We start from the raw sequence: 12,889 nt of genomic DNA on the forward strand, positions 1-12,889 counted from the left end.
GGAGCTGGGGACCTCGGTCTCCTCTTTCTCATGTTAGTATTAAGACCAATACAAAAAACTGACTTCGACGCGCTAAAAACCATTGCGGTTGAATCTGGCCATGGGTTTACCTCACTGCCTGTAGATGACGAATTGTTGTCTAATAAAATTAACCGCTCAGTTGAAAGCTTTGCAAAGTCAGTGTCAAAACCATACGACGAAGGCTATTTGTTCGTCCTTGAAGACACACAAACGGGCGAAATTATAGGCACCACTGCGATTGAAGCTGCGGTTGGTATGTCTGTGCCTTTATATCACTATCATCTTGGCAAAACAGTACATCACTCAAGAACTTTGGGTGTCTATAATACCGTCGATATTCTGTCGATGTGTAACGACTACACCGGAAGCTCTGAGATCTGCACGCTATTTTTACGTGAAGGTCATCGCCAAGGGTTAGCTGGTCGCTTTCTTTCAAGAAGCCGTTTCTTATTTATGGCAGAACATGCTGAGCGCTTTAGCGATACCGTTATTGCAGAAATGCGTGGTGTAAGTGACGAACATGGCCATTCGCCATTTTGGCAGTGGCTGCAAGAGCACTTTTTTAGCATTGAATTTCCGCAAGCAGATCACTTGGTCGGTCTCGGGGACAAAGTTTTTATTTGTGAACTTATGCCCAAGTATCCCATCTATGCAAACCTACTAAGTCCAGAAGCACAAGCTGTGATAGGTAAAGTGCACGAGAAAACCAAGCCTGCTTTGCGTTTATTGCAAAAAGAAGGGTTTGAACACCGTGGCTATGTTGACTTGTTCGACGCAGGTCCAACGGTAGAAGCCAAACTAGACAATATTAGAACGGTTAGAGAGTCGTTTAAAGGTGAGGTTGAAATAGTCGCTTCACTACCTGACAAGCTCCCTAGTCTTACTATTTCAAATGGTCGATTAGACGCGTTTAAAGCCACGTTTACCGATCAGGCTTATCTGTGTGAAGCAGAAGAAAAAATTCAGCTGACCGCAGAGGTAGCCAATGCGCTTGATGTCACTCAAGGTGAACTGATAAACGCATTTAAACTATAGATTTCAATGTCGTGCTGATACCAATTGGTATAAAGTTTAACAAGCTGTCACCAAGACAAAAAATTAGGAAACCATTATGCACAACAACGTAGATACACTATTTGAACACCTGTGGGACAACTACCTAGAAGTAACACCTTCTGCAGTCAAAGTTCATGAACTACTCGGCTCAACGCAAAAAGACGACGTGATCAATGACCACATCGCATTGCGTACCTTTAATATTGAAAAAGTAGGCCTAGAAAAGCTCGCTGCACATTTTAAAGCCGTGGGTTATACAGAGTGTGGCGAATACCACTTTGAAGCGAAAAAGCTATATGCCAAGCACTATGAACACCAAGATCCAACGAAACCAAAGGTGTTTATCTCTGAGCTGCTCGTTGAAAAATGTTCAGAAGAACTACAAGCTATCGTTAAAGACATGGTTGAGCAAATCGACGAGTCTGCAGTAACAGCTGAAAACTTCCTGTATTCTGGCACCCACTGGCGCGTTTCTCACGAGACATACAAAAAACTACTGACTGAGAGCGAGTATGCCGCATGGATGTCTGCATGGGGCTACCGTGCAAACCATTTCACGGTAAGCATCAACTACCTGAAGAACTTCACCACAATTGAAGCTGTAAACCAAGCGCTCAAAGACAACGGTTTTGAACTAAACACCTCTGGTGGCGAGATCAAAGGCTCTCCAGAAGTGTTACTAGAACAATCTTCAACGCTTGCTGATCACCAAAACGTGCAGTTTAAAGACGGTGAATTTAGCATTCCAAGCTGCTTCTATGAGTTTGCTCTGCGTTACGCCAAGCCTGACGGCGAGATCTATACTGGTTTTGTTGCAGCTTCTGCTGACAAAATCTTTGAAAGTACTAACGCAAGATAATCGCGTTTAAAATCAGTGCTTGCCTAAGCACTCTGCCCAAATTGTAAAGCAGCCTTTATGGCTGCTTTTTTAGTTAATATTAGCCACAACTCCAATCAAACTCGCGGTTTACCAAATCAAGCATACCTATCCCTCCGCCAAAGTTATGCCCACCTAAGATCTCTTCGAATTCGATGTAGTAAGGTGTAAGAAAATCAGGGATCCCTTGACCGTTTAAACTCGTCCCGCCTAAATGGTTTGGCAAAACACTCTCTAACCACTCAGGGTCGCCTTCGTACGGATCAATATAACCTGTATCTTCATATTCGCTGGGCGTCTTACCCGCATTAGGATCACTAGGGTTGGCAACAAGCGCAATTGCACGGTTAAAACTCACTGCTTCTGGGGGAATTCCACCAAGCTCGCGATATATTTGGTACTCTTCAGCTGGCAAACTGAGGTACTGGGAATAGTTCATTTTCCAAAAGCAACTCGCGCCACCCTCGACTAGCCATTCTGGAGCACAAACATCATCTTCAAAATGTCGTTCAATAATAGTTGGCGGTGAACAGAGCTCGCCGTAAAACTCAGCTTCACTAAGCAGGAGCGTTGCGTAATAACAATCTAGCGTATCCGCTGCAAACTTACAGCTAGGATGAACCGTTTGCATCGCCTGCCAAAAGGGTTTGAATAGTGGTTCATCTGGCGACTGCTCAGCAAATAACGCCTCTTCTAACCCTTCAATATATTCGGGCCCGCCATCATTGTGATCAACCGCGATTGCAAAAAAGCTAACCGCAAATGCATTCTCATCAGTGCGATAGCCCTCTGGCAATCTTAGTGTAAAGCTGTGTTTTAGCGGGTAGCCGGTATGTGGGTCAAGCGGCCATTGATTGGCTTTAATTCCGGGGGGCAAACCAAATACCCAACCATCAAAGCGCGCTTTATCATCAATGGATTGTTTCAATATCTCGATATTATAAGCATTCATTACTATCTCCTTATTAAATAACGTTGCTTTCTCGTAAGTTAGGGCCTGTTTATCTTTCAAGTTTGTTTTTGCAGCAGCAAAGAACAACAGACCCTAGTATAAAAGTATTAACCCCACAATTGAAATTGGTACTTAGACTTTTACAGTGTTTGAGACACTTAAAACTATCGTTTATATTCATTACCTGTAGGTGAAAAATCAGTAGGATTAGACAAGGATAATAGTTATGAATTATTTTGGAACGTTTGGTTCAACGGAAGAAGAGGCGCTTAACCTTCTCATGCCTGTTGTCGACAATGCTTTGAAAGCGCATGAGAGAGGAAACTATCAAGCATATTTATCTGTAATAACCGCCGACTTAGCCAAAAAGATTTCTGAGGAGGGATTTTTACGGGCATACCATGAAATCGCGCCGCAGCTTGGCCGCTTAAAATCCAAAACCTTGTTAGCGTCTCTTCGAAGAGGTCAGGATCCAATGCTGATATTTGCAGCGAAGTACGAGAACACGCAAGACGATATCGTAATTAATATCACATTTAAAAACGCGACTACCCCGCCTTTAATTGCATGGATCTGGATTGAATAGTCCTTTGATTCAAAGGCTTAGATTAAAACTTATAGGAGGACCGTTTCCGGTTTGCTTCACACTTGTGTAATAACATGTATAACCCTTAACAGCCGGTCATTAGGACGAGTAAGTGAAAACAGTGACAGGAAATGGTAATCCCTCAACAAAACTAGACTGTATCAGTCACCTAAAGCAATAATTTTGGCAGTAGACACCGCGGATATTTTCACTCCAAAACTGGAGATACTTGGCAGTGTGGTATTATGATGTATTCTTATTTGTTCACCTGACATGTGCTTTTTGCAATGTGTGGTATGGGCATCCGCCACTAATGTAACTGCATAACCCAAACCCGCGGCTCGCCGACTCGTTGTATCAACACAAAACTCTGTAGCATAACCACAAATATAAATATGTTGAGCTCCATGTTCTTCAAGTATGTTAGACAGATTTGTGTTTAAAAATGAGTCTGGGGTGGTTTTACGCACGAACTGATCATTGGCGTCAACTTGAAGTACTGATTGTAATTGCCAACCTTCACTACCATACTCAATCGCAGTACCGTTTTGCTCATGTTGAATATAGATCACTGGCATGCCTTGCTTTCGAGCCCAATCTGTCACTAAGTTAATTTGGCTTAACACCTCTTCACTTGCATACGGTTTGGGCTCTGGGTCGAATAAAAGGTTCTGTACATCAATTACCAATACTGCAGATTTCATAGCATACTCTTTTTGGGCATAATCTTGCTTATAAATTCAAAAGCCGCCAACAGCTTGAACAGCATTCATTCTTTCAAAGGGTTGTAGTGCCCAAGCAATATAAATCACAAGCGTTATATTGTCATTTTAATATTTATACATTGGTCTTACTGCCACATTAGCTATGTCTCAATACAGCTAAACAAGTTATGATAAATGTGTATGCAAATACCTTATGGATAGCACACTTATGGACAAGATTGATCACCAGATATTACTCCCTTTAACGACATTACTATGCTTGGTCATAAGCGGGTGTGACGACCTAGGCCAACAAATAGACGCGCTTACTGGCGAGCAAGACAAACAAGTGCAAGCACTTATTGAGCGCACAAAAGCCCAAATGGTGTTTGTTGAAGGCGGCAGCTTTATGATGGGTGATGGTGGAGGTCCTAATAACTTGCCTTGGACCATAGCCCGCGACAATAAACCCGCTCATAAGGTGACCCTTACCAGCTATTCGATGGGCGCTTATGAGGTAAGCTATGGCGATTTTGATTTATATACCGCGGTAAACGACCTACCAAGAACCATGTGGACAAAATGGGATAAAGACGAAATTTGGCGCGCACCTGAATTCCCTGCTGGAGTGAGTTGGTATGGCGCAAAAAACTATTGTTTATGGCTGGCTGAGCTTACCCAACTCCCCTTTGATTTACCAACAGAAGCACAATGGGAATTTGCAGCACGAAACCGTGGCGAAAATATTTTGTTTGCCACTGATAGTGGGTGGATAGAAGAAGGTCGTAATTATGAGCTAAATACTGATTATGCGGAACCTCCTGGCACCTATCCCCCTAACCCATTGGGATTTTATGATTTAAGTGGCAATATGATTGAATGGGTTAATGACTGGTGGGCTGAGGATTACTATCAACACTCCCCTGAGCAGGATCCTAAAGGGCCAAAAGAAGGCACAAAAAAGGTCATGCGAGGAGGAAGATTTTTAGAGTCTCCTCGCGGTAGTAATGTATATACACGGCAAGAGTCAGATGAGCTTGATGAAACGTATCGTGCTAAAGGTTTTCGCTGTGCGCTAAACCAAGCGAAGCCAATTCCTGTTCAATCAATTAACTAGCTCATTGCCATCGCATTTATCACCGTAAAAGTCAGCGTTTATTCAAACTACTAACTTTATGCTGTAGCAATTTTGATTTCGCCTGTACGCTTGGTATGCTTGAGCTGCACTAAGGATAAATAAGTAACATACGGAAAGTCACCATATGGAAAATAAACGGATACATTCACTCCCCCACTTTGCCAACATTAACCGGCGCAATATTCTCGCCAATCAATACACAACCGTTCCCAGCCTCGCAGTACTGTGTTTGGTAATGACCGGGTGTGACGACCTTGGCCAACAAATAGACGCGCTTACTGGCGAACAAGACAAACAAGTGCAAGCACTGATTGAGCGCACTAAAGCCCAAATGGTGTTTGTTGAAGGCGGCAGCTTTATGATGGGCGATGGTGGTGGTCCTAATAACTTGCCTTGGACCATAGCCCGCGATAATAAACCCGCTCATAAGGTGACCCTTACCAGCTATTCGATGGGCGCTTATGAGGTAAGCTATGGCGATTTTGATTTATATACCGCGGTAAACAACCTGCCAAAAACCATGTGGACAAAATGGGATAAAGATGAAATTTGGCGTGCACCTGAATTCTCTGCGGGGGTGAACTGGTATGATGCCAAGAACTATTGCTTATGGCTGGCAAAACTCACACAACTCCCAATTGATTTACCAACCGAAGCACAGTGGGAATTTGCAGCACGAAACCGTGGTGAAAACATTTTGTTTGCCACCAATACTGGTATGCTTGAACTCGGTGTAAATTACTCTCTCGCCGAAGAGCCTGAACCGCATATTAGTGGCACCTATCCACCTAACCCATTGGGGTTTTATGACTTAAGCGGCAATATGATTGAATGGGTCAATGACTGGTGGGCTGAGGATTACTATCAACACTCCCCAGAACAGGATCCTAAAGGGCCAAAAGAAGGCACAAAAAAGGTCATGCGTGGCGGGATGTTTTTAGAGTCTCCCCGTGGCAGTAATGTATATACACGGCAAGAATCTGAGAAACTAAAAAAGGCATACAGGGCAACTGGATTTCGCTGCGTGCTCAATCAGTCTATGCCTTTAAATGAGCAACCAAAGTAGCTAACTTTGGTTGCTAATACGCTGTTATGCCAGTGCTACAAATGGACTGATATTAAGCATCGCGACAGCAACCGAACCGGAGCGAGCTCGGCTTGGTAGTTTGCGTCGCCATGCATCAAACTCTCGCTGCTGAGCACCTTCTAAAATACTATTAAGCTGAGATAAGCCCTCTTCTTGGCTACACTTAGTTCCTCCTTTACCCATATGCTGCAACACCTCGTCTAATTCCTCTGTACAAAGTATATGCTTGAGTATGATAATAATCGTATTTTCGCGCTGCTCATTTAAGCCCTGCCAGCTGTAGGTATCTGAGTCGATAAGGCTAGCGAGGTTAGGGTTCGCTAATAAGTTTAGAAATGCCCCCTTGGACTCAGGTACCGTAAACTTCAGCATTTCTGGTGTTTGTTCAACTCTTTGCATGATAGCCTTGGCTTGTTCATGAATTATTACTTTAGTTCGCCACCATTCATCTATGTCTTTAGCAGTTCCACCAACAAACTCAGTAATATCTTTACCTGTTGCTATATGCATGGCTACTGCTTTATAAAGCACGTTAAATGCCAATGGCTGTATAAACTCGAGATAATCATAATCATTATTTTTAAGCTGGTGATAAACAAATTGGGCAAGCGTGACGATTTCATCGACACCTATCTCACAGACCAACTCTCCGCCAGCACCTACGCCCCAGATAAGTCCCAATTTCGCGCGAAGCATAAACCTTCCGTCTTCATAACCAATATAACATCCGGCATGTGCACCAGCGCCAAATGCGCCTTCTGCCTTTCCACCTAGTTTAGCTAAATCACAAAAACTAGATTTACCAGATTTTTCTGGATTATCCCACTGCAAAGCACCAGTTAACTCACAGCCTGCGGATACCCCAGCGAATGCGCTGAGCTCGCCTTTTACAGGTTCAAACTTGCGATCGGCGCGGCTAAGTGCTTTTACTTGTTCAGGGGTTAATCCCTCAAGCATCATTTTACCTTGCTTTACTGTACAGCCTACATTTGCCGCCGCTTGTAATTTCGCTCCTGCATAGCCAAAAAGGGCAATGGTCGCATTTAATCGGATCGCGCCTAAGTTTATCTCACGCTCTTTGGTCGTATTTTTAAGTGGCATCATAAACTTAAATTCATACCCATTTTTATTAGGGTAGTAACCACTCATTGCAGCTTTTGCTTCACCAACTGCAAAATCGACTTTGGCATCAGCTTGAAATGAAAAGACACCATCCTTTGGGCTAAAGGTTGCCGCAATGCCCGCACCATGGGTGTAGCGCATTAATCGTGCCTCTGCACTGGCATCAAAATAGTCGCTTTTTTCAAACCTTTTTATATTTAGATCTTTATTAAGCTCCCTAGCCCATTCGCCCCATATGGTTGTATACGTGTCGACGAGCTTCTTATCATACTTAAAATTGACCTTTAGCTTGCTCAAATCATTTTTAAGCGCTTTGTTCAGTTTCTTACGGTCTAAGTTGCCATTCGCATCGCTAAAACGACGACCGTTTCGAATGTCCGTATCAATTTTATAGCGTCTAAAGTGGTTGGCCATTTTATCACTACGCACATAGGTATACTTTCGGCCTTTAAAGCCAATGACTTCGGTAATTTTATTAGCGGTAGGGCCTGAAACAAGTGGTTTTAGGGTCTCGTTTAACGCCTTTTTTGCGTCAATTACTTTATCATCTTGTTTCGAGAGGTCTTGTTGTCCAGCCAGCGCTTGCTTTAACTGCTCCATGGGAGGGTTAAGTACTTCCATTTCTTGCTCTAAAATATCGGCAAGTGACTGGGTGACCGCTATAAAGCTGTTATCTTCTGGAATATATATAAAATCAATAATTTCCAGTTGGTCTTCGGACTCTTCAACTGAAAAACTCACGGAGTGCGTCGCACCTCCGGCTTCAGCGGTTAATGTGTATTCCCCCGCCACAAGCGGTAGCGCCAACTCCCAATCATAACCTCTGTCTGGTAGATATTTGCCATTCACTTGCTCCAATATGGCTGATTTTGAACCCGACGTTGGCCCTTTCCAGATTAGGTTAACACTGTTGCTATTATAAAATTGCCCTTTAACTAATACGTCAAAGCCGGTATTCACCCTGACTTTATCACCCGCTTTGGGAGGATTTTTTATAGTAAACTGAGGATGGTTGAAGCCATATATACGGCTTTCATTTGGTGTGCCAGTATACTGCTCGACAACACTCGCGGCAGTTTCTCCCGGCCCTAATACATGATTTGCAAAACGTCTTTTAGTGGCTTGGTTTTGCTCTAGTTTTACGATTTGCTTTGGATTAGGTTGACCAATAATGACAGATGGCGCAATAGTATCTATGGGTTGTGCTGTACTTTCTAGCTTAGTGGGTGTTTTTTTAATGCCAGCGTTACTCTTACCCATTAACGGGCGCACTGTACCTGCTCCTTGGCTACTATTGAAGCCCACACCATCATTTTTTGAGTAATCGCTTGTAGCAGCATATTCAGCTGCAGCACCTAAATGTGCACCGTTTTGGCTTAACTCTCCCGCCCCACCCGAGAAGCCTTTACTGCCACCAGAACCGAACTGACCTTCCACTTTAGCCTCAAGCGCTGACTTTTTAATAAACGCAAAGATCTCCTTTATATTGCCTTGAGAAACCGTTTTGAGACGTTGTGCTTGGTTATTTGAAATAACAAGTAGTTGTCTATCGTCATGGTGATGAAGTCCACCATGCCAGTAACGAGCTTCTTTTGGGTCAATACGAATATAGTCAGTGTGATGGGGGTTAAGTGCTTTAAGAATGATGGTGGGCACTTTAGCCATCGGCAATCTGGTTGGTTGTGCCGAATTTTTTACGTCTGAATCTGACTGAAAAAGTGAATCATCGAATGTACCTTGCTGTGCGTCTTGCACAAGCGCAGGCCACTTGTCAAAAGGCTTCATGCCAATCCTTCCTTGTTTATTCCGGTTGTTCCTCATCAATGCAATTTGCTACTCATCAATGAGCGCGAGATAGTATTCGGGGTAGATTTTATACTGATGGAGTCAGTTATTCAATCAAGGAAAATTTTGCTATTTACCTGTTCTAAATGATGAGAAATTTTTAACGCCGTTAGCGCCTGATTAGCTCCCTCAAATTAAGGAAGTGTAAGACAAAATGGTATGACATATCATTGTCAAAAAGTCCCTGTAGAGTTTAATCTAGGTTACTCTAACACGCTCAAAAGTTAGTTGGTGCGGTAATATTTTCGCGTTGAACAGCGCTTTGACAACAACAGGGCCAACTTAACCAAAGGCGATTAAAGGAGTTAGCATGACCAGTTATGTATCAGAAATAAAGGCGCTAAATCGCGGGCTAAGTGTTAAGCCACCCATGACACATCCTGCTATTGATTCAAAAAAACACTACAAAAGCGAGTTAAAGTACTGGCAAACCCAACTATTACATGTGCAACAAGCCTATTTTCATCAAGGAAAGCGCGCTATTTTAGTGTTTGAAGGCTGGGATGCGGCTGGTAAAGGAGGCGCGATTCGCCGCATGACAGAAAAACTCGATCCGCGCGGCGTTAAGGTCTACCCAATAGCACAACCAACACCCGAGGAACAAGGCCGGCATTACCTGTATCGGTTTCAAACAAAGTTACCTCCTCGGGGTACTATGACTATTTTTGACCGTTCATATTACGGCCGAGTGTTGGTAGAACGGGTTGAAGCGTTTGCTAGTGAGCACGAGTGGCGTCGTGCCTATCAAGAAATCAACGAATTTGAGCGTCTGCTAACAGATGATAACGTCCGCATTGTTAAGCTATTTTTACACATTAGCGAAGATGAACAGCTCAAGCGCTTTACAGAGCGTTTAAATAATCCGTATAAGCGCTGGAAACTAACGGAAGAAGATATTCGCAACCGCCAAAAGCGACAAGATTATGAGCAAGCAATTGATGATATGTTTGCTAAAACCGATACGAATTTAGCGGGATGGCATTTGATCCTCGCGGAACATAAATGGTATGCCCGCGTACAAGTGATGAAAACCATTGTCGAAGCGTTAAGCAAGGGGGTTGATATTAGTCCCCCACCTATCGATAAAGCCGTTGTAAAACTGGCAAAATCTCAATTGGGTATTGTTCAAAGGGAGGACTAATCCATGAATCGTCACGACTATCTTGCATCTTACTTTAATGAGCGTGAAGGCATTCACGTAAGCAATGAGTGCAGTAAATTCGACAAAATGAGACTCAGTCCATTTCGGTTCTTCCGTGGTAGTGCCGCGCTTATGTATAAGGACTTACTGGAGCAACAACTGCAGTTACCTGAAGCGGCCACCAGCCTGCCACTCACCTACGTAATGGGCGATTGTCATACGGGCAATTTTGGCTTTCATAGTGAAGAAGGCAGCCACGGCGATACCCTAATTTTTGAACCTAATGACTTCGATGATGCCTGCGTCGGACACGCTGTGTGGGACCTGTTTCGCTTTTTAGTGAGTTTACCGCTTACCCAACTAGAAGGAGGGCGTATTCAAGAGCAAGCTCAGGATATTAAAGACCGAAGTAAACCTTTGGTCAGTAAAGAGCTGGTTGCCCAAGCACAATTGGACTTTTTACACAGCTACCTAAAAGCCTGTCAGTTGTCGCTGGAACATAAGGTCGATAGCAACACAGGCTTAACCGAATTTGATAATAATCATATACTGCATAAACGATGGCAAAAAGGGTTACAAAGAATGGCGGGGGGCGCCGCGTTTACGATAAAAAGCACGCTCGCAAAGGAAATCGACCTCAGCATTAAGCCGCTAAGTTTTCGCGAAGACAAACTGAAGTTTAAGCAACTTGACCCCGATTTAAAAGAAAACCTTATTCATCACTTTGCGCCCTATGTTGATGACGAAATTTTAGATTGTGTTGAGCGTATCGACCAAGGCACAGGCTCATTGCATCTGAGCAGATATTATTTGTTGGTTGGCCCAAACGTACAAAAGCCCACTAAAGATATTTTGCCGCTATGCCACATTGTGGAGGTAAAACAACAGCAACTCGCTTCGCCTCTTGCTTACTTTGCAAATTTAAGCCCAGTGAATCGCTTAGATCCCGCACACTTAACCGTCAACAGTCAAAGAAAAATGCAGCGCCGTACCGATCTCATTTTAGATAATGCATTGTGGCAAGGCAGCCATTGGCTGGTACGCTCGCGCCATCATGCTCGCGTTGGTATAGACCCAGAAGACATCACTATTGGTAAGCGTGCAGCGAATAAGTCGGGCTTTAGCCAATATGCAGAAGCGTGCGGTGAAGCCCTTGCCCTTTCACATATGCGAGCAGATAGACGATCCTTACAATTTCAAGAAGATGCCGTCGCCATTTTGCCTAGTCTCATCGATGAATTGGTCAAATCGGCCAGTCATTACAGCGAGCAAGTCGTAGCCGATTGGCGTTGGTTTTGCGAGCAATCCCAGAGCTAAGCAGTTGCGCACTCAACTTGCTTTTGCTTTGGAATGTCTACAATCAGGCCATCCTCTGCGATGATGAGTGCATTGCTAAAGTGCAACTTGGCCTCTTCAATAAGAGGCTGCAGCATGCCCTCACCATGATAACGCACGCTAAAATGAGTGAGCGCGAGCATGGGCACTTGATGTAATTGTGCAAATTGAGCGATGCGCCTAGCATCGCTATGCCCTGTATGAAATCCCACTTTATGAAGATCAGCAGCGGTAAAGGTAGCTTCATGAACAAGCAAATCGACCCCTTTTATCATCTGCGATAGCAAGCCGGGCTTTTCGTTATCACCACAAATTATTGCAACTCGAGGTTGCCAACTATAAAAACTGTAGTCATCTGAGGTTAAAAGTCGGCCTTGGTATTCTACGTCTTGACCCTTTTGCAACAGGTTGTAGTGGCCACCAGACGCAATGCCATCTTGCTGAAGTTTGTCTATTTTTAACTTACGAGGAATGCACTTTTCCGTGAGTTTATAGCCAACACTGGGCACTCTGTGTTGTAGCGCTATGATTTCGATATCGCAACATTCAAGCGGTAGCTTATCGTTTATTTCTTCAAGAGCGATGGTGATTAAGTCAAAACTTAGCCTCACCTCTGTCAGTGTAAAACAGCTTTGCACAAACTGAATAACGGCCCTCGGCGCAATTAATTTTAGTGGCGCTTTGCGAGAGTTTAAAGCCATGGATGAAATGAGTCCGGGTAATCCATAGCAATGATCCCCATGAAGATGGGTAATACAAATTGCTTCGAGATAATATAGGGTTAACTCACTGTGCAGCAGCGCATGCTGGGTCGCTTCGGCGCAGTCAATTAGTACCCAGGCTTTGGTATTTTCAAAGCTTACTGCCGCTGCCGACATATTACGTTGTTTAGATGGGCTACCTGAAGAAGTGCCAAGAAAATGTACTTTCACGCCAAAACCGTTTACTTTTTAAGTGGGTATACCATTGTAACGAATAAATAACGTATTAGCGAAGCGCGCGTGCTCGCCTTGCAACGTAATCTC

The 12,889-nt window shown here is 43.8% G+C and carries 11 protein-coding genes; 7 read left to right on the forward strand and 4 right to left on the reverse strand.

Annotated features, from left to right (window positions below):
• Positions 1 to 30 precede the first annotated feature (30 nt).
• Entirely contained in the window at positions 31 to 1,056 is a 1,026-nt protein-coding gene (gene astA, locus GSF04_RS00690) for an arginine N-succinyltransferase (RefSeq protein ID WP_211857081.1), read from the forward strand.
• Between the two features lie 76 nt (positions 1,057 to 1,132).
• Positions 1,133 to 1,936 (forward strand): DUF1338 domain-containing protein, encoded by an 804-nt coding sequence (locus GSF04_RS00695; RefSeq protein ID WP_211857082.1) that lies wholly within the window; start codon positions 1,133 to 1,135, stop codon positions 1,934 to 1,936.
• Positions 1,937 to 2,015: 79 nt separating this feature from the next.
• On the opposite strand, the gene GSF04_RS00700 is transcribed toward GSF04_RS00695, so the two are convergent.
• Positions 2,016 to 2,906: a hypothetical protein gene (locus tag GSF04_RS00700; RefSeq protein WP_211857083.1), complete on the reverse strand. Its 891-nt coding sequence runs from the start codon at positions 2,904 to 2,906 to the stop codon at positions 2,016 to 2,018.
• A 226-nt stretch (positions 2,907 to 3,132) separates the two neighbouring features.
• Here GSF04_RS00700 and GSF04_RS00705 point away from each other — a divergent pair, with 226 nt between their 5' ends.
• On the forward strand, positions 3,133 to 3,492 hold the full coding sequence (locus GSF04_RS00705; RefSeq protein WP_211857084.1) for a hypothetical protein: 360 nt from the start codon (positions 3,133 to 3,135) through the stop codon (positions 3,490 to 3,492).
• Between the two features lie 161 nt (positions 3,493 to 3,653).
• Here the strand turns inward: GSF04_RS00705 and GSF04_RS00710 are convergent, their stop codons facing one another.
• Complete coding sequence (locus GSF04_RS00710) at positions 3,654 to 4,196, reverse strand: cysteine hydrolase family protein (protein WP_211857086.1); 543 nt, start codon at positions 4,194 to 4,196, stop codon at positions 3,654 to 3,656.
• A gap of 229 nt (positions 4,197 to 4,425) precedes the next feature.
• Between GSF04_RS00710 and GSF04_RS00715 the strand changes: the two genes are divergently transcribed.
• Together GSF04_RS00715 and GSF04_RS00720 are read left to right on the forward strand one after the other, a co-directional pair.
• Positions 4,426 to 5,313 (forward strand): SUMF1/EgtB/PvdO family nonheme iron enzyme, encoded by an 888-nt coding sequence (locus GSF04_RS00715; RefSeq protein ID WP_249122351.1) that lies wholly within the window; start codon positions 4,426 to 4,428, stop codon positions 5,311 to 5,313.
• Positions 5,314 to 5,458: 145 nt separating this feature from the next.
• Entirely contained in the window at positions 5,459 to 6,400 is a 942-nt protein-coding gene (locus tag GSF04_RS00720; protein ID WP_211857090.1) for an SUMF1/EgtB/PvdO family nonheme iron enzyme, read from the forward strand.
• Positions 6,401 to 6,424: 24 nt separating this feature from the next.
• Here GSF04_RS00720 and GSF04_RS00725 read toward each other — a convergent pair whose 3' ends face one another.
• Positions 6,425 to 9,328: a hypothetical protein gene (locus tag GSF04_RS00725; protein ID WP_211857092.1), complete on the reverse strand. Its 2,904-nt coding sequence runs from the start codon at positions 9,326 to 9,328 to the stop codon at positions 6,425 to 6,427.
• 370 nt (positions 9,329 to 9,698) lie between these two features.
• Between GSF04_RS00725 and GSF04_RS00730 the strand changes: the two genes are divergently transcribed.
• Positions 9,699 to 10,529 (forward strand): polyphosphate kinase, encoded by an 831-nt coding sequence (locus GSF04_RS00730; protein ID WP_211857094.1) that lies wholly within the window; start codon positions 9,699 to 9,701, stop codon positions 10,527 to 10,529.
• A gap of 3 nt (positions 10,530 to 10,532) precedes the next feature.
• On the forward strand, positions 10,533 to 11,846 hold the full coding sequence (locus tag GSF04_RS00735) for a DUF2252 family protein (protein ID WP_211857096.1): 1,314 nt from the start codon (positions 10,533 to 10,535) through the stop codon (positions 11,844 to 11,846).
• On the opposite strand, the gene GSF04_RS00740 is transcribed toward GSF04_RS00735, so the two are convergent.
• On the reverse strand, positions 11,843 to 12,796 hold the full coding sequence (locus GSF04_RS00740; RefSeq protein ID WP_211857098.1) for a ribonuclease Z: 954 nt from the start codon (positions 12,794 to 12,796) through the stop codon (positions 11,843 to 11,845). The two genes, GSF04_RS00735 and GSF04_RS00740, sit on opposite strands and share 4 nt — an antisense overlap.
• Positions 12,797 to 12,889: the final 93 nt, after the last annotated feature.

Source organism: Pseudoalteromonas sp. A22 (assembly GCF_018141345.1).
GTDB classification, from domain to species: Bacteria; Pseudomonadota; Gammaproteobacteria; order Enterobacterales; family Alteromonadaceae; genus Pseudoalteromonas; species Pseudoalteromonas maricaloris.

Excerpts from the sequence above, each read along its gene's own strand:
- GSF04_RS00735 (WP_211857096.1), top strand. The coding sequence starts at position 10,533 with ATGAATCGTCACGACTATCTTGCATCTTACTTTAATGAGCGTGAAGGC.
- GSF04_RS00725 (WP_211857092.1), bottom strand. The coding sequence starts at position 9,328 with ATGAAGCCTTTTGACAAGTGGCCTGCGCTTGTGCAAGACGCACAGCAA.
- GSF04_RS00730 (WP_211857094.1), top strand. The coding sequence starts at position 9,699 with ATGACCAGTTATGTATCAGAAATAAAGGCGCTAAATCGCGGGCTAAGT.
- astA (WP_211857081.1), top strand. The coding sequence starts at position 31 with ATGTTAGTATTAAGACCAATACAAAAAACTGACTTCGACGCGCTAAAA.
- GSF04_RS00705 (WP_211857084.1), top strand. The coding sequence starts at position 3,133 with ATGAATTATTTTGGAACGTTTGGTTCAACGGAAGAAGAGGCGCTTAAC.
- GSF04_RS00695 (WP_211857082.1), top strand. The coding sequence starts at position 1,133 with ATGCACAACAACGTAGATACACTATTTGAACACCTGTGGGACAACTAC.
- GSF04_RS00710 (WP_211857086.1), bottom strand. The coding sequence starts at position 4,196 with ATGAAATCTGCAGTATTGGTAATTGATGTACAGAACCTTTTATTCGAC.
- GSF04_RS00700 (WP_211857083.1), bottom strand. The coding sequence starts at position 2,906 with ATGAATGCTTATAATATCGAGATATTGAAACAATCCATTGATGATAAA.
- GSF04_RS00715 (WP_249122351.1), top strand. The coding sequence starts at position 4,426 with ATGGACAAGATTGATCACCAGATATTACTCCCTTTAACGACATTACTA.
- GSF04_RS00720 (WP_211857090.1), top strand. The coding sequence starts at position 5,459 with ATGGAAAATAAACGGATACATTCACTCCCCCACTTTGCCAACATTAAC.